Source organism: Cryobacterium zongtaii (genome assembly GCF_002909375.1).
Classification (GTDB): domain Bacteria; phylum Actinomycetota; class Actinomycetes; order Actinomycetales; family Microbacteriaceae; genus Cryobacterium; species Cryobacterium zongtaii.
The window spans coordinates 190,968-216,224 of record NZ_PPXD01000001.1; the positions used below are offsets into that span (position 1 = coordinate 190,968).

The 25,257-nt window shown below is 69.4% G+C and carries 26 protein-coding genes, 1 tRNA gene and 1 riboswitch; of the genes, 18 read left to right on the top strand and 9 right to left on the bottom strand.

The window, feature by feature from the left end:
• The first annotated feature begins 152 nt into the window (after positions 1 to 152).
• From C3B61_RS00940 to C3B61_RS00975, 8 genes are all read left to right on the top strand, one after another.
• Positions 153 to 3,221, top strand: a complete 3,069-nt coding sequence (locus tag C3B61_RS00940) for a Na+/H+ antiporter subunit A (protein WP_103459199.1) — start codon at positions 153 to 155, stop codon at positions 3,219 to 3,221.
• The gene (locus tag C3B61_RS00945) at positions 3,218 to 3,718 is read left to right on the top strand and encodes a sodium:proton antiporter (protein WP_088457098.1); all 501 of its coding nucleotides are present in this window, start codon (positions 3,218 to 3,220) and stop codon (positions 3,716 to 3,718) included. Before C3B61_RS00940 ends, C3B61_RS00945 begins: the two co-directional genes overlap by 4 nt.
• Positions 3,718 to 5,277 carry a Na+/H+ antiporter subunit D gene (locus C3B61_RS00950; protein WP_103459200.1) on the top strand — a complete coding sequence of 520 codons (1,560 nt, stop codon included), beginning with the start codon at positions 3,718 to 3,720 and terminating at the stop codon, positions 5,275 to 5,277. The genes C3B61_RS00945 and C3B61_RS00950 overlap by 1 nt, the downstream gene beginning before the upstream one ends.
• Positions 5,274 to 5,903 (top strand): Na+/H+ antiporter subunit E, encoded by a 630-nt coding sequence (locus C3B61_RS00955; protein ID WP_165787891.1) that lies wholly within the window; start codon positions 5,274 to 5,276, stop codon positions 5,901 to 5,903. The genes C3B61_RS00950 and C3B61_RS00955 overlap by 4 nt, the downstream gene beginning before the upstream one ends.
• Positions 5,900 to 6,172, top strand: a complete 273-nt coding sequence (locus tag C3B61_RS00960) for an MrpF/PhaF family protein (RefSeq protein WP_088457095.1) — start codon at positions 5,900 to 5,902, stop codon at positions 6,170 to 6,172. Before C3B61_RS00955 ends, C3B61_RS00960 begins: the two co-directional genes overlap by 4 nt.
• A complete protein-coding gene (mnhG, locus tag C3B61_RS00965; protein WP_103432207.1) occupies positions 6,169 to 6,507 on the top strand; it encodes a monovalent cation/H(+) antiporter subunit G in 339 nt (112 codons plus the stop codon). Before C3B61_RS00960 ends, mnhG begins: the two co-directional genes overlap by 4 nt.
• 5 nt (positions 6,508 to 6,512) lie before the next feature.
• Positions 6,513 to 6,602: riboswitch (ZMP/ZTP riboswitch) on the top strand.
• 30 nt (positions 6,603 to 6,632) lie between these two features.
• The gene (gene glyA, locus C3B61_RS00970) at positions 6,633 to 7,931 is read left to right on the top strand and encodes a serine hydroxymethyltransferase (RefSeq protein WP_279327050.1); all 1,299 of its coding nucleotides are present in this window, start codon (positions 6,633 to 6,635) and stop codon (positions 7,929 to 7,931) included.
• A gap of 170 nt (positions 7,932 to 8,101) precedes the next feature.
• The gene (locus C3B61_RS00975; RefSeq protein WP_103459202.1) at positions 8,102 to 8,986 is read left to right on the top strand and encodes a bifunctional methylenetetrahydrofolate dehydrogenase/methenyltetrahydrofolate cyclohydrolase; all 885 of its coding nucleotides are present in this window, start codon (positions 8,102 to 8,104) and stop codon (positions 8,984 to 8,986) included.
• Between the two features lie 54 nt (positions 8,987 to 9,040).
• Here C3B61_RS00975 and C3B61_RS00980 read toward each other — a convergent pair whose 3' ends face one another.
• On the bottom strand, positions 9,041 to 9,574 hold the full coding sequence (locus tag C3B61_RS00980) for a gamma carbonic anhydrase family protein (RefSeq protein ID WP_103459203.1): 534 nt from the start codon (positions 9,572 to 9,574) through the stop codon (positions 9,041 to 9,043).
• Between the two features lie 151 nt (positions 9,575 to 9,725).
• Here C3B61_RS00980 and C3B61_RS00985 point away from each other — a divergent pair, with 151 nt between their 5' ends.
• A complete protein-coding gene (locus C3B61_RS00985) occupies positions 9,726 to 10,208 on the top strand; it encodes a YbaK/EbsC family protein (RefSeq protein WP_103459204.1) in 483 nt (160 codons plus the stop codon).
• A 476-nt stretch (positions 10,209 to 10,684) separates the two neighbouring features.
• Here C3B61_RS00985 and galK read toward each other — a convergent pair whose 3' ends face one another.
• The gene (galK, locus tag C3B61_RS00990; protein WP_103459205.1) at positions 10,685 to 11,842 is read right to left on the bottom strand and encodes a galactokinase; all 1,158 of its coding nucleotides are present in this window, start codon (positions 11,840 to 11,842) and stop codon (positions 10,685 to 10,687) included.
• The gene (gene galT, locus C3B61_RS00995) at positions 11,839 to 13,020 is read right to left on the bottom strand and encodes a galactose-1-phosphate uridylyltransferase (protein WP_103459206.1); all 1,182 of its coding nucleotides are present in this window, start codon (positions 13,018 to 13,020) and stop codon (positions 11,839 to 11,841) included. Before galT ends, galK begins: the two co-directional genes overlap by 4 nt.
• An 85-nt stretch (positions 13,021 to 13,105) precedes the next feature.
• Here galT and C3B61_RS01000 point away from each other — a divergent pair, with 85 nt between their 5' ends.
• The 5 genes from C3B61_RS01000 (at position 13,106) to C3B61_RS01020 (ending at position 18,069) form a co-directional block, all read left to right on the top strand.
• Positions 13,106 to 13,933 carry a DeoR/GlpR family DNA-binding transcription regulator gene (locus tag C3B61_RS01000; RefSeq protein ID WP_088457088.1) on the top strand — a complete coding sequence of 276 codons (828 nt, stop codon included), beginning with the start codon at positions 13,106 to 13,108 and terminating at the stop codon, positions 13,931 to 13,933.
• A gap of 14 nt (positions 13,934 to 13,947) precedes the next feature.
• A complete protein-coding gene (locus C3B61_RS01005) occupies positions 13,948 to 14,913 on the top strand; it encodes an aldose 1-epimerase family protein (protein WP_103459207.1) in 966 nt (321 codons plus the stop codon).
• Positions 14,914 to 14,984: 71 nt separating this feature from the next.
• Complete coding sequence (locus C3B61_RS01010; RefSeq protein WP_103459208.1) at positions 14,985 to 16,301, top strand: DUF445 domain-containing protein; 1,317 nt, start codon at positions 14,985 to 14,987, stop codon at positions 16,299 to 16,301.
• 64 nt (positions 16,302 to 16,365) lie between these two features.
• Positions 16,366 to 16,977 (top strand): hypothetical protein, encoded by a 612-nt coding sequence (locus C3B61_RS01015; RefSeq protein ID WP_133159733.1) that lies wholly within the window; start codon positions 16,366 to 16,368, stop codon positions 16,975 to 16,977.
• A gap of 84 nt (positions 16,978 to 17,061) precedes the next feature.
• The gene (locus C3B61_RS01020) at positions 17,062 to 18,069 is read left to right on the top strand and encodes a serine hydrolase domain-containing protein (protein WP_103459210.1); all 1,008 of its coding nucleotides are present in this window, start codon (positions 17,062 to 17,064) and stop codon (positions 18,067 to 18,069) included.
• Between the two features lie 63 nt (positions 18,070 to 18,132).
• Here the strand turns inward: C3B61_RS01020 and C3B61_RS01025 are convergent, their stop codons facing one another.
• Positions 18,133 to 18,378, bottom strand: coding sequence for a hypothetical protein (locus C3B61_RS01025; protein WP_103459211.1), 246 nt, complete (start codon positions 18,376 to 18,378; stop codon positions 18,133 to 18,135).
• An 87-nt stretch (positions 18,379 to 18,465) separates the two neighbouring features.
• On the opposite strand from C3B61_RS01025, the gene C3B61_RS01030 reads away from it, so the two are divergent.
• Positions 18,466 to 18,906 (top strand): MarR family winged helix-turn-helix transcriptional regulator, encoded by a 441-nt coding sequence (locus C3B61_RS01030; RefSeq protein WP_103459212.1) that lies wholly within the window; start codon positions 18,466 to 18,468, stop codon positions 18,904 to 18,906.
• A 33-nt stretch (positions 18,907 to 18,939) separates the two neighbouring features.
• Positions 18,940 to 19,272 carry a cupin domain-containing protein gene (locus C3B61_RS01035; RefSeq protein WP_088457082.1) on the top strand — a complete coding sequence of 111 codons (333 nt, stop codon included), beginning with the start codon at positions 18,940 to 18,942 and terminating at the stop codon, positions 19,270 to 19,272.
• An 88-nt stretch (positions 19,273 to 19,360) separates the two neighbouring features.
• Here the strand turns inward: C3B61_RS01035 and C3B61_RS19845 are convergent, their stop codons facing one another.
• Positions 19,361 to 19,636, bottom strand: coding sequence for a DUF6457 domain-containing protein (locus tag C3B61_RS19845; protein ID WP_088457081.1), 276 nt, complete (start codon positions 19,634 to 19,636; stop codon positions 19,361 to 19,363).
• Positions 19,637 to 19,640: 4 nt separating this feature from the next.
• Entirely contained in the window at positions 19,641 to 20,474 is an 834-nt protein-coding gene (locus C3B61_RS01045) for a HesA/MoeB/ThiF family protein (RefSeq protein WP_165791106.1), read from the bottom strand.
• Between the two features lie 255 nt (positions 20,475 to 20,729).
• On the opposite strand from C3B61_RS01045, the gene fdhD reads away from it, so the two are divergent.
• Positions 20,730 to 21,578 carry a formate dehydrogenase accessory sulfurtransferase FdhD gene (gene fdhD, locus C3B61_RS01050; RefSeq protein WP_103459214.1) on the top strand — a complete coding sequence of 283 codons (849 nt, stop codon included), beginning with the start codon at positions 20,730 to 20,732 and terminating at the stop codon, positions 21,576 to 21,578.
• A 37-nt stretch (positions 21,579 to 21,615) separates the two neighbouring features.
• On the opposite strand, the gene C3B61_RS01055 is transcribed toward fdhD, so the two are convergent.
• Both C3B61_RS01055 and C3B61_RS01060 read right to left on the bottom strand, forming a co-directional pair.
• Positions 21,616 to 23,928 (bottom strand): FdhF/YdeP family oxidoreductase, encoded by a 2,313-nt coding sequence (locus C3B61_RS01055; RefSeq protein WP_103459215.1) that lies wholly within the window; start codon positions 23,926 to 23,928, stop codon positions 21,616 to 21,618.
• Positions 23,929 to 24,010: 82 nt separating this feature from the next.
• Entirely contained in the window at positions 24,011 to 24,433 is a 423-nt protein-coding gene (locus C3B61_RS01060; RefSeq protein WP_165787893.1) for a hypothetical protein, read from the bottom strand.
• Positions 24,434 to 24,629: 196 nt separating this feature from the next.
• Here C3B61_RS01060 and C3B61_RS01065 point away from each other — a divergent pair, with 196 nt between their 5' ends.
• A complete protein-coding gene (locus tag C3B61_RS01065) occupies positions 24,630 to 25,031 on the top strand; it encodes a VOC family protein (protein WP_103459216.1) in 402 nt (133 codons plus the stop codon).
• A gap of 68 nt (positions 25,032 to 25,099) precedes the next feature.
• On the opposite strand, the gene C3B61_RS01070 is transcribed toward C3B61_RS01065, so the two are convergent.
• Positions 25,100 to 25,172, bottom strand: a tRNA-Lys gene (locus C3B61_RS01070).
• Positions 25,173 to 25,257 lie beyond the last annotated feature (85 nt).

Genomic DNA, 25,257 nt, shown 5'->3' on the forward strand with positions numbered 1-25,257 from the left:
CGAGTGGTCACGTGGAGCATCCGATCTGGGGTTTGCGGCAACACTAGTCGACGGATGCTCACCGGTCAGGGTCGAAAGACCCCTCCTGTAGACTGGGCAGCGACACTCTGACCGTAGAGACGACACTCTTTTACAGAGAGCCGGGAGGCCCCATGGCGACAATCCTCCTGGTCTTCCTGCTCGTTTCCGTTCTCACTCCCACGCTCACCCGCCTGATCGGGTTGCGCGTTTTTTATGTCGTGGCCATCCTGCCCACTGTGGCGTTCGGCTACACCCTCACCCAGACGGGCGTGATCACCGCCGGCGGCGCCGTCACCCAGAGCCTGCCGTGGATCCCGCAGCTGGGCATCAGTCTGTCCTTCCGGGTGGATGCACTCGCCTGGCTGCTGGCCCTCGTCGTCACCGGTGTCGGTGCGCTGGTGCTCATCTACTGCGCTCGCTACTTCGACGCCGACGAGCCCAGTCTGGGCCGGTTCGCCGCGCTGCTGCTCGCCTTCGCCGGAACCATGTACGGTCTGGTCACCGCTGACGACATCCTGGTGATGTTCATGTTCTGGGAGATCACCAGCGTGCTTTCCTACCTGCTGATCGGGCACTACACGACCAAACGGGAGAGCCGCGGTGCCGCCCTACAGGCCCTGCTGGTGACCACCTTCGGCGGCCTGGTGATGCTCATCGGCGTTGTGATGATCTCCGTCGACGCCGGCACCACCTCGCTGGCCGCGATCGTCGCCGAACCCAGGGGGAGCCCGATCGCGATCTGGGCGGTGCTGCTGATCCTGGTCGGTGCGCTGTCGAAGTCGGCTCTGATCCCGTTCCACTTCTGGCTTCCCGCCGCGATGGCCGCGCCCACCCCGGTGAGCGCCTACCTGCACGCCGCCGCGATGGTTAAGGCCGGCATCTACCTCACCGCCCGGTTCGCGCCCGGCTACGCGGACTCGCCGGGCTGGTTGCCGGTGCTGGTCACCATCGGCATCTGGACCATGCTCGTCGGCGCCTGGCGGTCGCTGCGCCAACACGACATCAAGCTGATGCTCGCCTACGGCACCGTCAGCCAGCTCGGCTTCCTCATGGTCGTCGTCGGCTTCGGCACCCGCGACGCTGCCCTCGCCGGGGCGGCGCTGCTGCTCGCCCACGCGTTGTACAAGGCCACCCTGTTCCTCGTGGTCGGCATCATCGACCACCGCGCCGGTACCCGCGACTGGCGCAAGCTCTCGGGGATCGGCCGCCGCGAACCGGCGCTCGCCGCCATCGCCCTCATCGCCGTCGCGTCGATGGCCGGCCTTCCGCCGCTCCTGGGTTTCGTCGCCAAGGAGTCGGTGTTCACCGCGTTCCTCGAGGCCGGCCTGGCCGGCGACGGCTGGGGCTGGATCGCCCTGGCCGGTACCGCGCTCGGTTCGGTGCTCACCGTCGCCTACAGCGCCAAGTTCTTCTGGGGCGCGTTCGGCACCCGCCCGGTGATCAGCGACACCCCCCTGCACGCCAGTCGGTGGGACTTCGCTCTGGCCCCCGGCATCCTCTCGGTCGCCACCGTGCTGCTGGGCCCATTCGTGATGCTGCTCGACCCGATGCTGGCCGCGTACGCCGACACCGTGCCCGGCGGCGGCGATTACCACCTGGCGCTCTGGCACGGGTTCGAACCGGCCCTGTTGCTCAGCACGATCGTGGTGCTGCTGGGCCTGGTCATTTTCGCCCAGCGCAAGAGGGTGGCCCGCTGGCAGGCCGCCGTGCCCGCCTGGGTGGACGCCGGCCACGGCTATGGCCACACCGTGCGATTCATCGACAGGATCGCCGCCCGGACCACCCACCTCGCCCAGCGAGGCGGTCTGCCGCAGTACCTGTCCACCATCCTCGTGGTGTTCGTGCTCGCGCTGGGCGCGGCGTCCTTCGTCAACCGCACCTGGCCCGACGCCATCGTGCTCTGGGACTACCCGGGGCAGGTGATCATCGGCCTGGTCATGATCATCGCCACCGTGATGGCCGCCAGGGTCGGGCAGCGGATGACCGCGGTGCTGCTGGCCGGCGTCACCGGCTACGGCCTGGTCGCCCTGTTCGCCTTCCACGGCGCCCCCGACCTGGCGCTCACCCAGGCGCTCGTCGAATCGATCACCCTCGTGGTCTTCGTGCTCGTGCTCCGCCGGCTGCCCAGCCGCATCGCCGAGCACAACCGCCCGATGCACCGTCGCCGGCGGGCGATCATCGGCGCCCTCGTTGGCATCGTGATGGGCACCATCGCGGTCATCTCTCTCGGCGCCCGCCAGGCGCAGAGCATCGCCGCGGAACTGCCCAGGCTGGCCGTCGAAGAGGGCCACGGCAACAACATCGTCAACGTGATGCTCGTCGACATCCGGGCCTGGGACACCATGGGCGAGATCTCAGTGCTCATCGTGGTGGCCACCGGCGTCGCCAGCCTGCTGTTCGTGTCCGGTCGCAGCACAGAAATGCCCAGGCTCCGCGAGTCCCGCAAACGCCGCGAGCCGAAGAACCGCCGCCGCGTCGTGGCCGACCCGCACGCCAGCTCCGCCGGCCACGCCGTGACCCGCCAGTCCTGGCTGCTCGGCGGTCGCACCCAGTCGGCCGAGAACCGGTCGATCATCATCGAGGTGCTGGTGCGGCTGCTGTTCCACCCGGCCATCATCGTGTCGATCTACCTGCTCTTCGCCGGCCACAACCTGCCCGGCGGCGGCTTCGCCGGCGGCCTGCTGGCGGGCTTGGCCCTGGTGGCCAGGTACCTGGCCGGCGGCCGGTACGAATTGGGCGAAGCCGCCCCGATCGACCCGGGCAAAATCCTGGGACTCGGCGTGGTGCTCGCCGTCGGCACGGCCGTGGGATCGCTGTTCGTCACCGGGATCCCGCTGGAGTCGGCGTACTTCGAGGCGGACCTGCCGGTGCTCGGCCACCTCTCCTTCGGCACCTCCAGCATCTTCGACATCGGCGTGTACCTCGTGGTCATCGGCCTGGTCCTCGACATCCTCCGCAGCCTCGGCAGCGAGATCGACCGGCAGAGCGAACTCGACGAACCCGGCGACGACGGAGAAGACCACTCCACCGTGCCGCCGATCGGCAACGCCTCCAGCGACGCCGGCGACGCTCTCGGCTTCGACGCGTCGTCGGAGTGGACCCCCGCCGAGGCGCCCGCGCCCGGCACCGGACCTGACACGGCCCCGATCACTCAGCCGGCCGGCGAGAGCCGTAACGCACCGGAAGGAGACCCGCGATGAGCGCCTCCCTGACCCTGGTGATCGTCATGGCGGTGATGTACGCCGCGGGCATCTACATCATGCTCGAGCGCAGCCTCACCCGGGTGCTGATCGGGTTCCTGCTCGTGGGCAACGCCACCAACCTGCTCATCTTCATCATGAGCGGCCGGCCCGGCAGCTCACCGATCGTCACCGGCACGTCCCTGGACGACACCATGGCAGACCCGGTGCCGCAGGTGCTGATGCTCACCGCGATCGTGATCAACTTCGGCATCACCGCACTGCTGCTCGCGTTGATCTACCGGTCCTGGTGGCTGGCCCAGCTCGGGGACGAGGGCGACACCCTCACCGACGAGCACGCCGCGGAGACCTCCGGGGATTCCGAGGTCACCTTCCGCTCCTCCACCGACGACGAGGCCGCCGTGCAGGCGTCGCTCGACGCCAGCGAGGACGGCAGCGACGACGACAGCAGCGGAGCCGACAACACCGGCAACAGCGACCGGGAGGCCGGCACCTGATGAACATACTCGTGCCCCTCGTGGTCGCCATCCCGCTGCTCGGCGCCGCGCTCACCCTTGCCCTCGGCCGCCGCTCGCGCTACCAGGTGGCGGTGAGCGTGCTCTCGCTGGCGGCCGTCGTGGTGATCAGCGCCATCCTGCTGGTGCTCGTCGACCAGCAGGGCCCCGCCGTGGTGCACGTGGGCGACTGGCAGGCGCCGTGGGGCATCGTGCTCGTCGTCGACAGGTTGTCGGCGATCATGCTGATAGTCTCGGCGCTGATGCTGCTGGGCGTGCTGCTCTTCGCCGTCGGCCAGGGCATCGTGGAGGGCGACCAAGAGACCCCGGTGTCGATCTTCCACCCCACCTACCTGGTCCTGGCGGCGGGGCTGTTCAACGCGTTCATCGCCGGTGACCTGTTCAACATGTACGTGGGCTTCGAAATGCTGCTCTCGGCCAGCTACGTGCTGCTCACCCTCGGCGGCACCGGTGCACGCATCCGCGCCGGCGTGACCTACATCGTCGTCAGCCTGGTCTCCTCGATCCTGTTCCTCTCCGCCATCGCCCTGATCTACGGCGCCACCGGCACCGTCACGCTGGCGCTGCTGGCCGAACGCATCCCGGAGCTGCCCGGCGACGTGCAGCTGATCCTCGGGCTGATGCTGCTCATCGCCTTCAGCGTCAAGGCGGCGGTGTTCCCGCTCTCGTTCTGGTTGCCGGACTCCTACCCGACGGCGCCGGCCCCGGTCACGGCGGTGTTCGCCGGACTGCTCACCAAGGTGGGTGTCTACGCGATCCTGCGCACCCAGACTCTGCTCTTCCCCGACAACCGGCTGCAGGTGCCGCTGATGATCGTGGCCCTGCTCACCATGGTCATCGGCATCCTCGGCGCTCTGGCCCAGGCCGATATCAAACGACTGCTCTCGTTCACCCTGGTCAGCCACATCGGCTACATGATCTTCGGCATCGCCATCGGCACCGAGGCGGCGATCGCGGCCACCATCTATTACGTCGTGCACCACATCATGATCCAGACGACACTGTTCCTGTGCGCCGGGCTCGTCGAGCGCATCGGCGGCACCACCTCGCTGGCCAGACTCGGCGGGATGCTCAAGGCCGCCCCGTTCGTCGCCATCCTCTTCTTCATCGGGGCACTGAACCTGGGCGGCATTCCGCCCTTCTCCGGGTTCCTCGGCAAGGTCGCCCTGTTCGACGCCGGCGTGCAGGTCGGCGGGGGACTGAACTACCTGCTGCTGGCCGGCGGTGCGGCCACATCGCTGCTGACCCTGTACGCGCTGGCCCGCGCCTGGAACATGGCGTTCTGGCGGCCGCGTCGCGACGTGGAGAACTACGACTCCGCCATGCTCAACGCCCTGCAGGACGACCCGCACGACGAGGGCACCGTGTTGACCAAGACCACATCACCGCTGATGACCGCGGCCACCGCCACCATGCTGGCGCTCACGGTGTGCCTCACCGTCTTCGCCGGCCCCGCCTTCGACCTCGCCGCCCGCGCCGCCGCGAACATCGAAGAGCCGTCGACCTACATCGACGCCGTCTTCCCCGGCGGTGCCCCGTGAGCGCGCGCCGGGAGCGCCTCGCCGCCGCCCTGAACCAATTGCCGCTGTTCCTCGGCCTGGTGCTGCTCTGGGCGCTGCTATGGGGCAAATTCTCCTGGCTGAACCTGCTCACCGGGGTGATCTTCGCCGCTGTCGTGTCCATCGTCTTCTACCTGCCGGCCGTGCAATTGAGCGGCAGAATCAACCTCTGGCGCAGCGCCTGGCTGTTCGGCAAGCTGCTCTTCGACATCGTGCGCGCCTCCGTCGACGTGTCCTGGCTCGCCCTGGGCCCCAGCTACACCCCGAGCAACGCCATCGTCGCGGTGCACCTGCGCACCCGCAGCGACCTCATCCTCACCTGGACCGCCGTGGCCACCTCCATCGTGCCCGGCTCCATCGTGGTCGACATCGAACGGCTCGACTCCACCCTGTACCTGCACGTGATCAATATGCACGACGTGGCGGCGACCCAGAAGTTCCGGGCGCGGGTGCTGGCCACCGAGCGACGCATCGTGCTGGCGTTCGGCTCCGCCGAGGACGTCGAGCGGGTCTCCAGGGTGCGCGCCGAAGAAGACCTGCGCCACGGCCTCGACCGGTCGGCCGGGCCGCACACCCCCACAGACCCCCAGAACGGAGCCCAGGCATGACCCCCATGGATATCGTCGCGATCGTCGCCGGCCTCATGTTCGGCGCCGGCGCCCTCGCCGCCGTCTACCGCATCATCCGCGGACCATCGGTGCTGGACAGGGTGATCGCCTCCGACGTGCTCGTCGCCACCATCATCTGCGCGCTGGGCGCCGAGATGGCGTTCAACCGGCACACCGACAATCTGCCGGTGCTGCTGGTGCTGGCCCTGTTCGCCGTGCTCGGCTCGCTCAGCGTCGCCCGTTTCCTGCCCGGCCGGAACCGCGCATGAACGCCCTCTGGAGCGACGTGGTCACCGCGGTCCTGGTGCTTCTCGCCGCCCTGATGTGCCTCGCGGCCGGCGTCGGCCTGTTGCGCTTCCCCGATGTGCTCACGCGGCTGCACTCCGCAACCAAGCCGCAGATCCTCGGCCTCATGGCGGTCACCCTGGACATCGCGGTGACCAATTTCAGTGTCGGCACCGTGACCCTGGTGGTCGCGATCGTGCTCTTCCAGGCGCTCACCGCTCCGATGGCCGCGCACCTCGTGGCCCGCGCCTCCTACCAGACCGACCACCTGCGGCCCGATCTGCTCGTGATCGACGAGCTTCGCAACGCACGCGGCTGATAGTATTGCCGGGTCGCGACTGGCGTAGCACGAAAGATGGGTCACCATCGGGGAGCGACTGACACGGTTAGTGACCGCACGCCTGGGCCACGACACATCCATCGATAGTCTCAAGGAGTTTTCCCGTGTCCGACAGTGTGCTTACCAGTTCCGTACCCTCCACCTTCAACGAGCCCCTCGAGGTCGTCGACCCCGAGATCGCCGCGATCCTCGAGCAGGAGCTCGGTCGCCAACGCGACTACCTCGAGATGATCGCCAGCGAGAACTTCGTGCCCCGCGCCATCCTGCAGTCGCAGGGTTCGGTGCTCACCAACAAGTACGCCGAGGGCTACCCCGGCCGTCGCTACTACGGCGGCTGCGAGTACGTCGACGTGGCCGAGCAGCTCGCCATCGACCGGGCCAAGAGCCTGTTCGGCGCCGAATACGCGAACGTGCAGCCGCACTCCGGTGCCACCGCCAACGCCGCGGTGCTCTCCGCGATCGCCACCCCCGGCGACACCATCCTGGGTCTGGAGCTGGCGCACGGCGGCCACCTCACCCACGGCATGAAGCTCAACTTCTCCGGCAAGCTCTACAACCCGGTCGCCTACGGCGTCGACCCGGAGACCTTCCGAGTGGACATGGACGTCGTGCGCGACAAGGCGCTCGAGCACAAGCCGCAGGTCATCATCGCCGGCTGGTCGGCCTACCCCCGCCAGCTCGACTTCGCCGCGTTCCGCGCCATCGCCGACGAGGTGGGCGCCAAGCTCTGGGTCGACATGGCCCACTTCGCCGGACTCGTCGCCGCCGGACTCCACCCGTCGCCGGTGCCGTACGCCGACGTCGTCTCCAGCACCGTGCACAAGACCCTCGCCGGTCCGCGCTCGGGCTTCATCCTCTCCCGCGACACCGCGCTGGCGAAGAAGCTCAACTCCAACGTGTTCCCCGGCCAGCAGGGCGGCCCGCTCATGCACGTGATCGCCGCTAAGGCCACCGCGTTCAAGCTCGCCGCGCTGCCCGAGTTCAAGGAACGCCAGGAGCGCACCCTCCGCGGCGCCCGCATCCTGGCCGACCGGCTCACCGCCGACGACTCCCGCGCGGCGGGCATCGACGTGCTCACCGGCGGCACCGACGTGCACCTGGTGCTCGCCGATCTCCGCAACTCAGAGATCAACGGTCAGCAGGCCGAAGACGCCCTGCACGAGGTGGGCATCACCGTCAACCGCAACTCGGTGCCCTTCGACCCGCGCCCGCCGATGGTGACCTCGGGCCTGCGCATCGGCACGCCGGCCCTGGCCACGCGTGGTTTCGGCGACGCCGAGTTCACGGTCGTGTCCGACGTCATCGCCGAAGCGCTCAAGCCCGGCGCCGACATCCCCGCGCTCCGCGCTCGGGTGAAGGGCCTCACCGACGCGTTCCCGCTCTACCCCGGCCTGTCCCAGTAGGTCCGTCGGGTCGTGACGGATGCGGCCACTAGCGTCAGCGCATCCGTCACCGCCCGCACCCGGCAGCACTTGGCCGCCCCCGCGTCGGGGGCCGGCAGGGCCGCTGCCCGATTGGCGCGTGGCTCCAGGCTGGGGCCGGCGCGCAGTACTACCAACAGATCGGATGTCGCATGACCGCACTCACCCTCGACGGCGTCGCCACCGCGACCCAGGTCAAGCTTGAACTCACAGAGCGCGTACGCGCGTTGGCCGCGCTGGGCATCGTGCCCGGCCTCGGCACCCTGCTCGTCGGCGACGACCCTGGCTCGCGCTCCTACGTGGCCGGCAAGCACCGGGACTGCGCCGAGGTGGGCATCGAGTCGATCCGCGTCGACCTGCCCGGCTCCGCCACGTCGGCGGATGTGCGCGCCGCGATTGCCGACCTCAACGCCGCCCGTGAGGTCACCGGCTACATCATCCAGCTGCCGCTTCCGGTGGGCCACAACGAGAACGCCATGCTCGAGCTGATGGACCCGGCCAAGGACGCCGACGGCCTGCACCCCACCAACCTCGGACGTCTGGTACTCGGCATCGAGGGGGAGCTCAGCTCGCCGCTGCCCTGCACCCCGGCCGGCATCGTGGAGCTGCTGCGCCGCTATGACGTACCGATCGCGGGCAAGAACGTGGTCGTCATCGGCCGCGGCCTCACCGTGGGTCGCCCGCTGGGCCTGCTGTTCACCCGCAAGGGCCTGGACGCCACCGTCACCCTCACCCACTCCCGCACCGTCGATCTGGCCGCCGAGGTGCGCCGCGCCGACATCGTCGTGGCAGCCGTGGGTGTGCCGCACCTGGTGCAGGCCGACTGGATCAAGCCCGGAGCGGCGGTGCTCGACGTGGGCATCACCAGGGTGGAGAACCCGGAGACCGGGAAGGGCATCCTCACCGGAGACGTGCACCCCGACGTCGCGTCAGTCGCCGGTTACCTCTCGCCGAACCCCCGTGGCGTGGGTCCGATGACCCGCGCGATGCTGCTGGCCAACGTGGTCAAGGCGTCCGAGCGCCTGCTCAAGCCCTAGTTTCGTTCCGCGAACCGTGAGGTAGGCCCCAGAATCCCGCCGATTCTGGGGCTCTCAGTTCGCGAGGCGATGCAGCGCAGCGTGGCCCAGGTAGGCCACGGCGTTGTGCCGGATGCCCTCGATTTCCTCTGGCGTGAGGGTGCGGCGCACCTTGGCCGGCACGCCGGCCACGAGGGAGCCCGGCGGGACGATGGTGCCCTCGAGCACCACGGCGCCCGCGGCCACGAGCGAGCCGGCGCCGATCACGGCACCGTTGAGCACCGTGGCGGCCATGCCGATCAGGGCGCCGTCCTCCACAGTGCAGCCGTGCAGCACGGCACCGTGGCCCACCGAGACGTCGCGGCCCACGGTCAGCGGGAACCCGCCGTCGACGTGGCAGGAGACGTTGTCCTGCAGGTTCGAGCGTGCGCCGATGCTGATGGGCTCGGCCTCGGCGCGCAGGACCGCGTTGTACCAGACGCTCGCGTGCTCCGCCAGGCTCACGGTGCCCACCAGCACGGCGCCGGCGGCGACGAATGCGCTCTCGGCCACCCGGGGCCCCGGACGGTCGGGCAGAGTGATGAGGCGGGCGGCACTGTCGGCGGTCATGGCTCCACCCTAGTAATCCGACGCCATGTCGCGCCGAACCTAGGCAAAAGTGAGTTTATGAGGACGGGATTGCCCAGAGCATCCTATTTATCGGCCTATGTCCTTCTACCCGTTCGACCAGGTGGGCGGAGGGGGGCTCTAGGATGCAGGAATGGTGAACACCGCGCATCCCGCCGTCGACAGAGTGCGCCTGGCGCTGAACGCCCAGGGTCTCGACCCCGAGATCCGTTGGTTCGACGACGCCGCCACAACCGCTGTCGCGGCAGCCGCCGCGCTGGGCATCGAAGTGGGCGCCATCGCGAACTCACTGGTCTTCACCCTCGACGGCGCCCCGCTGCTGGTGCTCACCTCCGGCGCGCACCGGGTGGACACGGCCTGGCTGGGGGAGCGGCTTGACGGCACCATCGGCCGGGCGTCGAAAGACCTGGTGAAAGAGGCCACCGGGCAGGTCATCGGCGGGGTCGCGCCCGTCGGGCATCCGTCGCCGATTCGCACCATGGTTGACGAGGACCTGGCCGATTACCCCGTGGTCTGGGCCGCGGCGGGGCACGCGCACACGGTCTTCCCCACCACGTTCGCCGAGCTGCTCCGCCTCACCGGCGGCGAGGCGACCCCCGTCGTTCCGGCGAAATAGGCGTCCGCCACCCGCCTTCGGCACACTGGAACCGTCCGCGGCCGCTCGGGCAGGTCGTCGAGGCGGATCTCCGGAGCCTCACTCACTCGAAGCTGGGGTGGATCGTCGACTGCCTGCCCTCGATCTCGGGGCCGGTCGACGATGGGTGATCCGTGACGCGGCCGATCACGCGCTCCATGTGCTCGCGGTCCTGCACGGACATCTTGGCCAAGACTCTCTCGGCCGCCTGCGCGCGGCGCGCAGGTCCTGTTCGACCTGCTGCACGCGGCGGCGCCTGATGCCCGTGCTCTCGTCGAAGGCGCCGCCAAAGACGGTGTGGATGACGTCGTGGATGGTGGGGGTCGGCTCGTTCATGTGGACAGCGTGAGCCGAGCCACCGACACTCGGGCCGCCCTGAGACTCAATTGCGGACTTCCCGCCTTTCGCTGGTGAAACGGAGGCGGGAAGTCCGCAATTCGATCGCGGACGGTGTCTCGTTAGGCGAGGCGGGCGGCCCCGGCCGCGGCGCGCACCACGAACATGTCGGGCGCGGTGAAGCCCGCGGCGGCGAACGCAGAAGACACGGCCTGCTGCACCGCGGGGATCAGTGCGTGCGGGGTGAGCGCGATGGCCGAGCCGCCGAAGCCGCCGCCGGTCATGCGGGCCCCGAGGGCGCCGGCGGTGCGGGCGGTCTCCACGGCGAGGTCGAGCTCGGCGACCGAGATCTCGAAGTCGTCGCGCATGGAGGCGTGCGACGCATCCAGCAATGCACCGATGGCGCTGGGACCCTCTTCGCGCAGCACCCGCACGGTGTCGAGCACCCGCTGGTTCTCGGTGAGGATGTGCCGCACCCGGCGGTATGTCTCCTCGTCGAGAACCGACGCGGCCCGCGGCAGGTCGTACACGGTGAGGTCGCGCAGCGATCCGACGCCCATCAGAGCCGCGCCCTTTTCGCAGGAGGCACGTCGGTCGGCGTAGCCGCCGGTGGCGTGCGCGTGGCTGACCTTGGTGTCGATCACCAGCAGCTCGAGGCCCGCGGCGTCGAAGCCGAGCGGGATGACCTCGGACTCGAAGCTGCGGCAGTCCAGGAACACGGCGGCATCCGTCTGGCCCAGTAGCGACGCCGACTGATCCAGGATGCCGGTGGGCGCGCCAACGACCCGGTTCTCGGCCAGCTGCCCCACCCGCACGAGCACGCGCTTGTCGAAGCCGAGGTTCCAGACCTCGTCGAGGGCCACGGCGGTGGCGCACTCGATTGCCGCGGAAGACGACAGCCCGGCGCCGATCGGCACGTCGGAGTCGATGTAGGCGTCAAACCCGGTCACCGCTTCGAGGTCCGCGCCGTGTTCGCCGAGGGCCCAGGCCACGCCGAGCGGATACGCCGACCAGCCCGACACCGTCTCGGGGGAGAGATCATCGAGCGAGATCTCGACGACCTCGTCGGTGAAGGAGCTGGCGACCCGCAGCATCCGGTCGTCTCGCACCGCGAGGGCCACGACGGCGCGGCGGTTGATCGCGAACGGAAAGACGAAGCCGTCGTTGTAGTCGGTGTGCTCGCCGATCAGGTTGACCCGGCCGGGGCCGAACCACAGGCCGTCGGCGTCGCGGCCGAACCGGCCCTGGAAGCCGCTGAGAATGCTCTGGTGGTCGCTCACGAGTGGGCCTTTCCGGTGGTGCTGTCGGTGGCTGCGGCATCGGCGGCGTCCGACCGCGCGATCGCTGCACGGATGTTGTCGGCCGCCTGCTCGGGCGTCACGTCGCCGATCCAGGCGCCCATGGCGGCCTCGGAGCCGGCCAGGAACTTCAGTTTGTCCTCGGCGCGGCGCGGGCTGGTGAGCTGCAGCATCAGCCGGATGTCGTCCCGGTGCACGTTCACCGGCGCCTGGTGCCAGGCACCGATGTACGGGGTGGGCGTGGAGTAGAGCTGGTCGATGCCGCGCAGCAGCCGGCGGTACAGCACCGCGAGCTCGTCGCGCTCGGCCAGGGTGGTGCCGGCGAAGTCGGCCACCTGCCGGTGCGGCAGCATGTGCACCTCGACGGGCCAGCGGGCGGCGAACGGCACGAAGGCCGTCCAGTGCTCGCCCTGCAGGATGACCCGCTCGCCGGCTTGTTCGCTTTCCAGGATGTCGGCGAACAGGGTGGGGCCGTAGCTCTCGATCGAGTCGATCAGCCGCTGGGTGCGCGGGGTCACGTACGGGTAGGAGTAGATCTGGCCGTGCGGGTGGTGCAGCGTGACACCGATGGCCTCGCCACGGTTCTCGAACGGGAACACCTGCTCGATGCCGGGCATCTGGGAGAGCGCGTGGGTGCGCTCGGCCCAGGCTTCGATCACCGTGCGGGCGCGGGTGACTGAGAGGCTGCCGAACGAGCCTTCGGTGGCGGGGCTGAAGCAGACGACCTCGCAGCGGCCGACCGAGGTGCGGATGCGCCCCAGCCCGATCGTGCGCAGATCGTCCAGGCCGGTGGGCGCGTCGTCGTCGGTGAGCAGCGGGCCGAACGAGGGCGACTTGTTCTCGAACACGGCCACGTCGTAGTTGCTGGGCACCTCTGAGGGGTTCTCCGGGGTGGACGGCGCGAGCGGGTCCAGGTGCGCCGGCGGCAGGAACACCCGGTTCTGCCGGGCCGCGGCGATGGATACCCATTCGCCGCTGAGCGGGTCCTGGCGCATGCGCGCGTTCGCCGGACGCGGACCGAGGTCGCGCAGGTCGGGCGCCCGGTCGGGCGACAGGGTGGTGTCGGGGTCATCGAAGTAGATGAGCTCGCGGCCGTCGGCCAGGGTGTGCGCCTGGCGTGCGATGGCGGTGTCTGCGACGAATTCTGGGGTGGGAGTCATGATGGCATCAACGCTAGCCGATTTGCGCAATCGAAACCACTACTTGCGTATTGAAAAGCGACACAAAATAAGTGAAGATTGCGGTATGGCCTCAGCGGAACATCCGACCGACCGGGATTTGTTGCCCGCCCACCAGCGCCGGGAACAGATCCAGCGGCTTGTCGACGAACGCGGCTTCGTGCGCGTCAGTGAGCTCAGCGACACCTTCGGCGTCTCCGGCGTCACCGCCCGCGCCGATCTCGACCAGTTGGAGAGCGCCGGCACGCTCACCCGCATCCACGGCGGCGCGGTGCCCGCCGGGATCGCCACCACGAGCCGTCCCGATCGGGAGTTCTCCTTCGAGGAAGCGCTCGTCTCTTCCGTGATCCCCAAGCAGCAGATCGGCGAGCTCGCCGCATCGCTGGTGGCCAGCGGCCAGAGCGTGATCCTCGACGTGGGCACCACGACTCTCGCGATCGCCCGGGCCCTCGTGGCCCGCACCGACCTCACCGACATCGTCGTGATCACCAACGGACTGAGCATCGCCCTGGCCCTGGAAAGCGCCATCCCACGGTTCACCGTGATCGTCACCGGCGGGTCGCTGCGCCCGCTGCAGCACTCGCTGGTCGACCCGCTCGCCGCGACCGTGCTCAGCCAGGTGCACGCCGACCTCGCCTTCATCGGCTGCAACGGCGTCGACGCCGACGGCGGCGTCACCAACATCAACCTGCCGGAGGCCGGCGTGAAGACCCTGATGCTCGCCGCTGCGGCGCGCGCGATCATCGTCGCCGACGGTGCCAAACTAGGGCAGGTGCACCTGGGCCGGATCGGCCCGCTTGCCGCCTTCGACACCCTGGTGACGGATGCGGCCGCCGACCCGCTCACCCTGGCCCCGCTCCGCGAGGCCGGCCTCGCCGTGCTCCAACCGAGCTGATCCGAAAGTCCACCATGTCGTTTGCTGCCGCCACCGGAACCCAATACAGCCTCACCCTGCAGACCCCGCAGGGCCCGGCCACGGCGACCATCACCGAGGTCGCCGCCGGCATCCGTGAATATGCGCTCAACGGCACAGACCTGGTGGAGGGCTTCGCGGCGAGGTCCGTACCGCCGCTCGGCGCCGGGACCGTGCTGGTGCCCTGGCCCAACCGCATCCGCGACGCGATCTGGACCCAGCACGGCGTGCGGCACCTGCTGGCCATCACCGAGCCGACCCAGCTGAACGCCATCCACGGGCTGCTCGCCGTCACGGCTTATCGGCTGGTCGCCCAGAGCGACGCCGAGGTGACCCTTGCCGCCACGGTCTACCCGCAGGCCGGCTACCCGTACCAGCTGGACACCACCGTCAGCTATGCGCTCACGGCCGACGGCCTGGCCGTCACCCACACCATCCGCAACGTCGGCAGCGAGAGTGCCCCGGTCGCCCTGGGCACCCACCCCTACCTCAAGATCGGTGACGTGCCCACCGGCGACCTCGTGTTGCGCCTGAACGCGACCAGCCACATCGACGTTGACCACCGGCTCAACCCCATCGGCGTCAGCCCCGTCGACGGCACCGCGTTCGACCTGCGCGCAGGCGCCCGGGTGGACGACCTCGACCTTGACGACGGGTTCGGCGGTGTGATCGTTCGGGACGGACGCGGGGAGCACTCCCTCACCGCTCCGGACGGCCGCCGGGTCACGCTCTGGGGCGACGAGAACATGGCCTACGTGCAGGCGTTCACACCGCGCAACTTCCCGGTGCGCACCGGCACCGCGGACGGCGGCGACACCACCGAGCTCGGCCAGGCCGTGGCGATCGAGCCGATGACCGCACCGGCGGATGCCTTCAACTCCGGCCACGGCCTCCGCTGGCTGGCTCCCGGCGAGGACTGGGTCGTTCGCTGGGGAATCACCCCGACGGGTTTCGCAGCCTGAGCAACCCGGCCTAGGGTGGCGGGAGCGCTGCGCACACCGCGCTCCCGGACCGACGAGGAACGACCAGACCCATGGCAACACCCTCCCTGAGTACATCCGCCCCCACCGCTCCCGGCGGCCGAGCCCCACTCAGCGCCTCCGACGAGGCCCGCCGGGTCGCACTCGTGGGCATGAAGCGGCTGGCCCTGGGTCTGCTCGTGGCCATGGCCGTGGTCTTCGCGGTGTCGTTCGCGCTGCAGGACCGCTACCCGTGGCTCGAGTACGTGCGTGCCGCCGCCGAGGGCGGCATGGTGGGCGCGATCGCCGACTGGTTCGCCGTCACCGCGCTGTTCCGCTACCCGCTGGGGCTGCGCATCCCGCACACCAACATCATCGCCAACCGCAAGGACGAGATCGGCGAGAGCCTCGGCGAATTCGTGGAGTCGAACTTCCTCTCCGATGCCGTGGTGCGCGGCAAGCTCGAGTCCATCGGCATCTCCCGCCGCCTCGGCGCCTGGCTGGTGCAGCCCGCCAACGCCGAACGGCTCACCGACGAACTCGCGCACGCCGGCACCGGGCTGCTCGACCTGCTCAGCGACGACGACATCAAGGACCTGCTCGAGGGCGTCGCCCGCGAGCACCTGCTCGAACCATCGTGGGCGCCGAGCCTGGGCCGGTTGGGCGAGAACCTGGTGGTCTCCGGCCGGCACCACGCCGCGGTGGACCTGCTGGTGGACAAGGCCCAGAGCTGGCTGCAGACCCACCCCGAGGCCTTCGGCACCTCGGTGTCGACCCGGCTGCCCCGCTGGGTGCCCGGTTTCGTCGGCGAAATGGTCGACGACAAGGCCTATCGCGAGGTGCTCGGTTTTGTGGCAACGGTGCAGGCCGACCCTGAGCATCCGCTGCGCGCAGCCATCGACCGCTACCTGGCCGAGCTGATGGACGACTTGCAGCACGATGACACCATGATCGAGAGGGTCGAGCTGCTCAAGCTCGAGTTGGTCGACAACGCCAAGCTGCGCGAGTTCGCCGGCGACGCGTGGGAGTCCGTCAAGCAGTCGCTGCTGAGCGCCCTGGCCGATCCGGCCAGCGCCGTGCGCACCGGCATCACCTCGACGGTGCTGGATGTGGGCGGCCGGCTGGTGCGCGACGCATCGCTGGGCGCCCGCATCGACCGCTGGCTGGCGGATGCGGCCGGCTACCTGCTGCAGAAGTACCGGCACGAGATCGCCGGCGTGATCACCGAAACCGTGGAGCGTTGGGACCCGGCCGAGACCACCGAGAAGATCGAGTTGCAGGTGGGCAAGGACCTGCAGTTCATCCGCATCAACGGAACCGTCGTCGGTGCGCTGGCCGGCCTCGTGATCTTCTCGCTCGCCCAGGGGGCGGTGCTCGTGTTCGGCCTGTGACCGTCTGGCACCTGGCGGATCCGGCCGATGCGGATACCCGGACACTCTGACGGCGCCCACCGCGGTGAGCCATACTGAAACGGTGGAGAACGGTTCGCACAACACCCAGGGCAGCGCCGCCCCGGGCCCGGCCACGCCCTCCACCGGCAGGATCGTCGACGAGGGCATGCTCATCGCCCTCGCCGCCGTGCGGATGGCCCTGAAGAACCGCATCATCGTCGGCGCCCTCCGCGACCACAGCGACTATGACCCTGCACAGTATGCCGCGCTCGCCAGGCAGGAACTGCTCGAGGTGGCCCGGCAGAACGACGAGGACTCCACCCGCGTCGAACGCCTCGGCGCCCACCTCTCGCGCACCACCGGTGCGGGCAAGAGCCGGGAGTTGGAGAACAAGCGCAGGGACGTCGTGCGGCTGGGTCGGCGACGCACCCTGCACGACCACGTCGCCGAACGGTTGCGGGAGATTGCCGACGACGACGAACAGGTCGCCGCTCTCGTGCAGAAGGCCCGAGCGGATGCGCTCCAGGAGATCAACGACGCGCTCGCGGCCCGTCTCCTGGCCCAGCGCGTCGACCCGAACCAGCCCGGCTACGAGGCCGCCCGCGCCGCCAGTATGCGGGCCGTCGGCAAGATCGACCTCGCCGCCCTGGCCAAGAAGTCCCGGCACCGCGGCTGATCGCCGAGCGCCGGGGCGGGCGGGGCGGCCGGCACCGGCCCAGCCGTCGGCACGAAAGCCGTCGCCGTTCGCTACGCTCGAAGGGTGGATACCCAGGCAATACAGACTTTTCTCGATGACAGCGATTTCTCCGGCGTGGTGTTGGTGCGTGACGGCGACCGCACCATTTTTGAGGCGGCCCGCGGGTTCGCCACCCCGCGTTGGCAGGTGCCCAACACCCTGGACACGCGCTTCGACACGGCGTCGATCACCAAGCTCTTCACCAGTGTGGCCGTGCTGCAGCAAGTGGATGCCGGCCGGCTCGACCTCGAGACGTCGATCCACGAGTACGTGGACCTGGGTGGCAGCGCGATCGGCACCGACGTCACCCTGCTGCACCTGCTCACCCACACCAGCGGCATCGCCGATGACGTCGACGAGGAGGCCGGCGAGGACTACGACGAGTACTGGGCTGTGACCCCCAACTACTCGCTGATCGAAACGATCGACTTCCTGCCGTTGTTCGCCGACAAGCCGCGCTTGGCCCCGCCTGGGGTGCAGGTCGAGGACTGCAACGTCGGCTATATCCTCGCCGGGCTGGCCGTGGAGAGGGCCTCCGGCCTGTCCTACCGCGACTATGTGCGCGAAGAGGTCTTTGCCCGCTCGGGCATGGCCGACTCCGGTTTCTTCGACCGCCGCGACGCTGTGGAGCGGGTCGCCGAGGGCTGGGACCGCCGCGAGGACGGCAGCTGGGTCTCGAACATCTACAGCTCCCCGGCGATCGGCTCGCCCGATAGCGGCGCCCACACCACCGCCGGTGACCTGATGAACTTCCTCAACGCCGTCCGCGGCGGCCAGCTGCTCTCCAAGGAGTACACCGACGAGTTCTTCACCCCGCAGGTGGACTACGACGACGACGTGAAGTACGGCTTCGGCCTCGAGTTCGACCTCGACGACAACGGCAAGGTGCGCTCGTACTACAAGGACGGCGTCAACGCCGGCGCCAGCGGCATCCTGAGGCACTACCCCAAGAGCGGTCTCGACGTGGTCGTGCTCAGCAACGCCGAAGAGGGCGCTTGGGACCTCGTGGTGGAGATCGACGCCCAGTTCTAGGCGGATGGCGGCGTACGCACACCTAACCGCGTGCGCTCCGGCGACGGGTTGCTGCGCAGAGTACTACTCGGCGGCCGTGGGCTGCGGGCAGCGCAGCTGGGTGCGCTCGCCGCTCCGGTCGATGTCGTGCGCGGTCATCGGCTCCCCGCAGAGCGGGCACCGGGCCACCGGGCGCTCTTGCGCGGGCACCTCGTCGTCGTACGGGCCCAGCGGCGGCGGGCCGATGAAGGGCAACAATCGACCGTTCAACCACGCCGTGAAGCCGCCGGCCTCCTTGATGGTCGGTTTGCGTTTCTTGGCAGAGGTCATAATAGTTAGTGTACTAACTAAATGGAGGGGTGGCCACGGGTGCCAGACGACGGATGCCCGGCCCCGGATGCCCGCTCAGGAGACGCGATGACCGAACCGAACGTGCTCGCCCTGGAGAACCAGGTCTGCTTCGCCCTCACCGTGGCGGCACGCACGACTGTGGCCCTGTACAAGCCGATCCTGGAGCCGCTGGGCCTCACCCATCCGCAGTACCTGGTGATGCTGGCGCTGTGGGAGCAGCATCCGCGCACCCTTCGCAGCCTGGCCGAGGTGCTGCGGTTGGAGCCGGCCACCCTGTCACCGTTGCTCAAGCGGCTGGAGGCGACCGGCCACATCCGCCGGGAGCGGTCGGCGACCGATGAGCGTGCGCTGCAGGTGACGTTGACCGAGCACGGCCGCGAGCTGCGCCACATCGCCGAGACCATCCCGGAACGGGTGGCCGGCACCCTGGAGATGTCGCCCGAGACCCTGATCGCCCTGCGGGACACCCTTAACGAGGTCATTCGCGCCACCAGCGCGACCCGGTAACCCGAACCGGCGGCGGAGTCGTACGCTGGCGGCATGCAGAAGATCTCGATCGACGCCCTCGCCCGCCAGCAACTCGCCGCGGCCACCACCGCCAGCAGCGGCCGGGCGGCCGACACCGTGTACGGCGGCCACGAGAAGGTGCTGCGCCAGACCGTCATCGGCATGGTCAAGGGCACCGTCCTGGCCGAGCACGAGAACCCGGGCGACGCGACCGTCTTCGTGGTGAGCGGGCGGGTGCGCCTGATCGTGGGGGAGGACTCCTGGCAGGCGCGCACCGGCGACCTGCTCATCGTGCCCGACGCCAGGCACAGCCTCGAGGCCGAAGAGGATGCGGCGATCCTGCTGACCGTCGCGAAGCGGCCGTAGGGAACGCCGAGGTGCCCTGTTCCGGACGAGATGCCCCGGTGTGCCGGGGCAACTCGTTTGCGCGGGGGCTACTTCGGTGGGAGAGCCGTTACTCGGGCGGGGCGGGCCAGCCCAGAGCGAGCTCGGTCGCAGCGGCGCTCGCCGCGGTGATGTCCTCGGCGCTGCCGCCGTTCTGCGCGGCAGCCAGCCCCACCAGGAACAGGCTCAGCGGCGCCGCCGGCCGGGCCACATTGTGCGCCACGTCCCGGGCCACGTCCAGAAGCAGTCCGGTGGGGACCACGTCGGCGTCGAGGCCGAGCCGGGTCGCGAGGGCGGCCAGCCACTCGTCGAGGGCTTCGGGAGGGAGCGGGATGTTAGTGCTCATGGTGTCACTCCTCGGTGGCGGTGGCGGTGGCGGTAATGGTGGCACCGGGCGCGGATTCCGCGCCGTCGGTCTCGATCCTGGCACCGGAGGCGGCAGGCTGAGCCACCGGCAGCTGAGCGGCGTCGAACCGGCCGGACTCGGCATCGATGGTGAGCACCCGGCCGATCAGCGGCTCGCCGGTGCCGGTGATCAGGCGGACGGCCTCCGCCGCCAGGATCGCGCCGGCCTGGCCGCGCAACGCACCGAGCACGCCGGGGTCGGCGGGGGCAGCGGCCGCGCCGGTCGCATCCGTGCCGAAGAAGTCGCGCAACCGGGTCGAGCGCTGGCCGCTGCGTCGTGGTGGGCTCGACCAGAACACCGACACCTCGGCGTTGCCGCGCGCCACGGAGCCCCACACCAGCGGCAGGCCGAGGCTGGCGCAGGTGTCGCCAACGAGGAACGGCTGCGGGGTGAGGTCGCTGCCGTCGATCACCAGGTCGTAGCCGCCGAGGATGCGGGTAGCCGACTCGGCCGTGAGGTCCTCGTCGTGCGCCGTCACGGCGGTGTCGGGGGAGAGGGTCAGGATGGTGGTGGTGGCGAGCACCAGGGCGTCGACGTCGAGCGGGCCCACGTCGGCCAGCCCAATGGTGCCCACCCCGGCCGCGGCGAGGGAACGCACGGCGGGCGCGCTGAGGCCCGTGGTGCCCAGCACCAGCACGCGGGCGGCCGCGAGGCGGCGGTGCCCGAGGTCATCGATCGGGGGCAGTCGCAGCTGGGGCAGGTTGCGCACCTGCTGCAGACGCGCGGTTTCGGTGGGGCTGAGCGGGCCGGTGGGCTCGACGAGAGGGGGAAGTGCCATGACACCACGGTACGCGGCAATCGTCCCCGGCATGCCCACGCCGCCCCGACCATCGAAGCAGCCACGGTCCCGCTCTCGCGTGTCGTCCCTTCCGCGAGAGCGGCCGGATGGCTACTTCGCGGCGCTCCAAGCAGCCATAAGAACGCTTTCGCGAACGGCCCGGTCCCTCCCACCATTCGAATCCGAGGATTAGGCTCGAAGGAGGTTCCGGTGATCCCGCACGGCACACCTGACGCACTCCCGAGGAGGGCACCCATGAGTAGAGTCACGGCACGGCGCAAGATCACCCGGCTTACGGTGGGCCAGCCGCCGATCCGCCGGGAGGACGTGCTCGCGGTCGAGGAGCCGCTCGAGATGCGGGTCAACGGCCGTTCCCTGGCCGTGACCATGCGCACCCCCGGCCACGACGTTGATCTGGCCGCCGGTTTCCTGGTCTCCGAGGGCATCCTCACCCGGGCGGAGCACCTCGCCACCGCCCGGTACTGCGCCGGCGCCACCGCGGAGGGCGTGAACACCTACAACGTGCTCGACCTGCGCCTGGCGCCCGGCGTCGCCGGGCCCACCCCCGGCATGGAGCGGAACTTCCTCACCACCAGTTCCTGCGGGCTGTGCGGCAAGGAAAGCATCGACGCCGTGCGCACCAAGTCCACCTGGGACGTGCGGGCGGATGCCGTCCGCGTCGACGCCGGATTGCTCACGACGTTCCCCGACACGTTGCGCCAGGCGCAGGCGGTGTTCGAGAAGACCGGGGGCCTGCACGCGGCCGCCCTGTTCGACGGGGCCACGGGCGAGATGCTGGTGCTGCGGGAAGACGTGGGCCGGCACAACGCCGTCGACAAGGTGATCGGCTGGGCGGTCAAAGAGAACCTGCTCCCTTTGCGCGGGACCGTGCTGATGGTCTCCAGCCGGGCCAGCTTCGAACTCGCCCAGAAGGCGCTGATGGCCGGCATCCCGGTGCTCGCCGCGGTGTCGGCGCCGTCGTCGCTCTCCGCCGAGTTCGCGCACGAGGTGGGCCTGACGTTGGTCGGCTTCCTCCGCGGCGACTCGATGGTGATCTACGCCGGCGAGGAGCGCATCGTGCAGGGCGCGCTCGCCGCGGTCTGACCCGGCCGCAACAGCTGCCCGCCTCAGCGGCCCGGCGTCAGCTCAGAACCGGCAGCCCGGCCTCGTGCGGGATGAACCGCACGCACATGGCCTTGTAGCCGGGGGTGTTCGATTCCCGGGCCACCAACTCCCGGTGCATCAGCTGGTTCGCCTCGGGGAAGTACGCCGCCGCGCAGCCGCGCGGGGTGGGGTACACCACGAGCCTGAACTTGTCGGCCCGGCGTTCCTGCCCGCCGAAGGTGCTGATCACGTCGACCAGATCGCGGTCCGCAAAGCCCAGCTCGGTGACGTCGTCAGCGTGGATGAGGATCACCCGGCGGCCGTCCTTGATGCCGCGATAGCGGTCATCCAGCCCGTAGAAGGTGGTGTTGTACTGGTCGTGGCTGCGCATGGTCTGCAGAATCAGGTGCCCGGGCGGTGGGGTGAGGTACTCCAGCGGGCTCACCGTGAACCGGGCACGGCCGATGTCGGTGGCGAAGCTGCGGGTGTCGCGCGGCGGGTTGGGCAGCACAAAGCCGTTCTTGTCGCGCAGCCGCTTATTGAAGTCCTCAAAACCCGGCAGCACCCGGGCGATGTGGTCGCGGATGACGTCGTAGTCCTCCGCCATCGCCTTCCAGTCCACCGGGTGGTCGTCGCCGAGCGTGGCCCTGGCCATCCGCGCCACGATCACCGGTTCGGCCAGCAGGTGCTCGGAGACCGGGGCGAGCCTGCCCTGGGTGGAGTGCACCATCGACATCGAGTCCTCTACCGACAGAACCTGCCGGCCCGACGGATGCTTGTCATCGGTGTCGGTGCGGCCCAGCGTCGGCAGAATGAGCGAGGTGACCCCGTGCATCACATGCGACCGGTTCGGCTTGGTGGAGATGTGCACGGTCAGGCCCACCCGCTGCATCGCGGCCTCGAGCAGGTCGGTGTCGCTGCAGGCGAGCGCGAAGTTGCCGCCCATCGACACGAAAACGTCGACGTCGTCGTTCTCGAACGCCTCGACGGTGTTCACCGAATCGAGGCCGTGCTCGCGGGGTGAGACGATGCCGAACTCGGCGTCGAGCGCGGCGAGCATGGCCTCCTTGGGCTTCTCCCACACCCCCATGGTGCGGTCGCCCTGCACGTTGGAATGCCCGCGTACCGGGCAGGCGCCGGCGCCGGGCTTGCCGAAGTTACCCTGCAGCAACAGCAGGTTGATGATCTCCTTGAGAGTGTTCACCGAGTGCGGCTGCTGGGTCAGGCCCAGCGCCCAGCAGATGATGGTGGCCTTCGACGCGGCGAGCATCTTCGCGACCACGCTGATCTCCAGACGCGACAGGCCGGTGGCCTTCTCGGTTTCGACCCAGTCGATCTCGGTGCGGGCGGCCCGGTAGGCCTCGATGCCGTCGGTGTTCAGGTCGATGAACTCCTGGTCCACCACGGAACCGGGTACCCGGGCCTCCTCCTCGAGCAGCAGGTGGCCGAGCGCCTGGAACAGGGCCAGGTCACCGCCGACCTTGATCTGCAGGTACTCGTCGGCCAACGGCACCCCGTGGCCCACCAGACCGGTGGGGGTCTGCGGGTCCTTGAAGTTGAACAGCCCGGCCTCGGGCAGCGGGTTCACGGCGACGACCTTGCCGCCGTTGGCCTTGCAGTCGGCCAGGGCGGACAGCATCCGTGGGTGGTTGGTGCCCGGGTTCTGGCCCACCACCAGAATCAGTTCGGCCACGTGGATGTCCTCCAGCGAGACGGTGCCCTTGCCGATGCCGATCGTGGGGTTCAGCGCCGACCCGGAGGATTCGTGGCACATGTTCGAGCAGTCCGGCAGGTTGTTGGTGCCGATCGACCGGGCGAACAGTTGGTACAGGAACGCGGTCTCGTTGGCGGTGCGGCCCGAGGTGTAAAACACGGTGCGGTCCGCGGTGGTGGCGCGGATCTTCTCGCCGATCAGCGCGAAGGCGTCTTCCCAGGCGATGGGGGAGTAGTGGGTGTCGCCGGGGCGCACCACCACGGGCTGCGAGATACGGCCCTGGTTGCCCAGCCAGTACTCGGTCTTGTCGGCCAGGTCGGCGAGCGAGTGCTCGGCCCAGAATCCCGGTCCGACGGTGCGGAGGGTGTTCTCCTCGGCCACGGCCTTGGCGCCGTTCTCGCAGAACTCGGCGGTTTTGCGATGCCCGGTCGACTCCGGCCAGGCGCAGCCCGGGCAGTCGGTGCCGTTTCGCTGGTTGAGCCGCAGCAGCGCCCGGGCGGTGCGACCGACCCCGGCCTGCGCGATGCCGCGGTCCAGCGCCACCACCACCGCCTCGAGGCCGGCGGCGGCCTTCTTGGGGGTGCCGATAACGAGGTCGTCTTCGTTGATGTCCTTGACCGGTGCGCGACGTGTCATGACCCCATCCTGCTCCTGTCGGAGCCGGATGCGTGCACCGGGTGCTCGCGGGTTTTGCGCTTTTACCGGGCCAAACGGATGCTCACGCGGCCAGCCCGTGTGAGCGGCGACCGTCCGCGCCCACGTTGCCCGCGGCCACGTCGGTGCCGTCGGGCACCCGGGTGTCCCGGTCCAGGCGTACACCGGCGGCGATCCGCACGTTGCGGCCGATGCGCACATGGCTGCCCAGGTGGGCACCGCCCGAGACGAGGCTGCCCTCGCCGATGTGCACGTTTTGGCCGACGAACACCTTGTCGCCGATGACGACGTCGTGGTCGATCCAGCTGCCCGGCCCGACCCACGACTCCCGGCCCACCTGCGCGCCTGACTCGATGTAGGCGGACTCGGAGATGAACGCGCTCGGTTGCACGGTCGACTTGCCGGACACCCACCCATTGCCGTTGGGGTGTCGGCGGTACTTCTCGATCACGCCGGTCTCCACCTCGACGTCGATGTTCTTGCGCACTGGGCTCCTCTCCTGACGCGCGGTATGTGCGCCGTCCTGCGCCGAAGCGCCGATTACGCGCCCGCGGCCGGACTACAGCACACCAGAATGCGCGTCTACGGAGGGGGAAACACTGAAGACTCGCAGGACATTCCGTGCGCGTGCCCAGTCTCGGCCGGCCGTTGTGGGATTGCGGTGACGATCCTAGGGTGGGGCCATGGCCAGAGGTGAGCTGTTCCCGGTCGTCAATTGTGTCGATCTCGCGACCACCTGGAGATGGTACGCGAGAGTGCTGTCCGGCGTTGTCGACTACCGGTTTCCCGAGCGCGGTGAGCCGGACTACCTCACCCTGCGCATCGGTGCCGGTCAGGTCGCCCTCGGTCGGGGCACGGCGCCGGCCCTCTACGGCGAGACCCCCCGCCCGGCGACCGGGCACGCCGTGGACCTGTGTCTGTACGTGCCCGATCTGGCGGCCGTGGTCGAGGCCGCGGCCGACGCTGTCGTGGTGCCGCCGGCCGACATGCCGTGGGGTGAACGGGTCGCGTACCTGCTCGATCCCGAGGGCATCATGCTCCTGGTGATCCAGGATGCCGACAGCAACGAATCGGGGCCGTCGTGAGCAGCCAGGCGCGGCACGATCGACCGGCCGGGTCCCGGCACCCGAGAACACCCCCGGCGTTAAGAAAGTGGGCCCCGTCGGGCTCGAACCGACGACCCAAGGATTAAAAGTCCTTTGCTCTACCAACTGAGCTAGAGGCCCGCGGTTAATAACTTAGCGTGGATTGGCGGACGGTTTTTGTGACTAGCGTGGATGCATCCGCCACAGACGTCGGCCGGCAACACCC

Excerpts from the sequence above, each read along its gene's own strand:
- C3B61_RS00940 (WP_103459199.1), top strand. The coding sequence starts at position 153 with ATGGCGACAATCCTCCTGGTCTTCCTGCTCGTTTCCGTTCTCACTCCC.
- C3B61_RS00945 (WP_088457098.1), top strand. The coding sequence starts at position 3,218 with ATGAGCGCCTCCCTGACCCTGGTGATCGTCATGGCGGTGATGTACGCC.
- C3B61_RS00950 (WP_103459200.1), top strand. The coding sequence starts at position 3,718 with ATGAACATACTCGTGCCCCTCGTGGTCGCCATCCCGCTGCTCGGCGCC.
- C3B61_RS00960 (WP_088457095.1), top strand. The coding sequence starts at position 5,900 with ATGACCCCCATGGATATCGTCGCGATCGTCGCCGGCCTCATGTTCGGC.
- mnhG (WP_103432207.1), top strand. The coding sequence starts at position 6,169 with ATGAACGCCCTCTGGAGCGACGTGGTCACCGCGGTCCTGGTGCTTCTC.
- C3B61_RS00975 (WP_103459202.1), top strand. The coding sequence starts at position 8,102 with ATGACCGCACTCACCCTCGACGGCGTCGCCACCGCGACCCAGGTCAAG.
- C3B61_RS00980 (WP_103459203.1), bottom strand. The coding sequence starts at position 9,574 with ATGACCGCCGACAGTGCCGCCCGCCTCATCACTCTGCCCGACCGTCCG.
- C3B61_RS00985 (WP_103459204.1), top strand. The coding sequence starts at position 9,726 with ATGGTGAACACCGCGCATCCCGCCGTCGACAGAGTGCGCCTGGCGCTG.
- galT (WP_103459206.1), bottom strand. The coding sequence starts at position 13,020 with ATGACTCCCACCCCAGAATTCGTCGCAGACACCGCCATCGCACGCCAG.
- C3B61_RS01000 (WP_088457088.1), top strand. The coding sequence starts at position 13,106 with ATGGCCTCAGCGGAACATCCGACCGACCGGGATTTGTTGCCCGCCCAC.
- C3B61_RS01005 (WP_103459207.1), top strand. The coding sequence starts at position 13,948 with ATGTCGTTTGCTGCCGCCACCGGAACCCAATACAGCCTCACCCTGCAG.
- C3B61_RS01010 (WP_103459208.1), top strand. The coding sequence starts at position 14,985 with ATGGCAACACCCTCCCTGAGTACATCCGCCCCCACCGCTCCCGGCGGC.
- C3B61_RS01025 (WP_103459211.1), bottom strand. The coding sequence starts at position 18,378 with ATGACCTCTGCCAAGAAACGCAAACCGACCATCAAGGAGGCCGGCGGC.
- C3B61_RS01030 (WP_103459212.1), top strand. The coding sequence starts at position 18,466 with ATGACCGAACCGAACGTGCTCGCCCTGGAGAACCAGGTCTGCTTCGCC.
- C3B61_RS01035 (WP_088457082.1), top strand. The coding sequence starts at position 18,940 with ATGCAGAAGATCTCGATCGACGCCCTCGCCCGCCAGCAACTCGCCGCG.
- C3B61_RS19845 (WP_088457081.1), bottom strand. The coding sequence starts at position 19,636 with ATGAGCACTAACATCCCGCTCCCTCCCGAAGCCCTCGACGAGTGGCTG.
- C3B61_RS01045 (WP_165791106.1), bottom strand. The coding sequence starts at position 20,474 with ATGGCACTTCCCCCTCTCGTCGAGCCCACCGGCCCGCTCAGCCCCACC.
- fdhD (WP_103459214.1), top strand. The coding sequence starts at position 20,730 with ATGAGTAGAGTCACGGCACGGCGCAAGATCACCCGGCTTACGGTGGGC.
- C3B61_RS01055 (WP_103459215.1), bottom strand. The coding sequence starts at position 23,928 with ATGACACGTCGCGCACCGGTCAAGGACATCAACGAAGACGACCTCGTT.
- C3B61_RS01065 (WP_103459216.1), top strand. The coding sequence starts at position 24,630 with ATGGCCAGAGGTGAGCTGTTCCCGGTCGTCAATTGTGTCGATCTCGCG.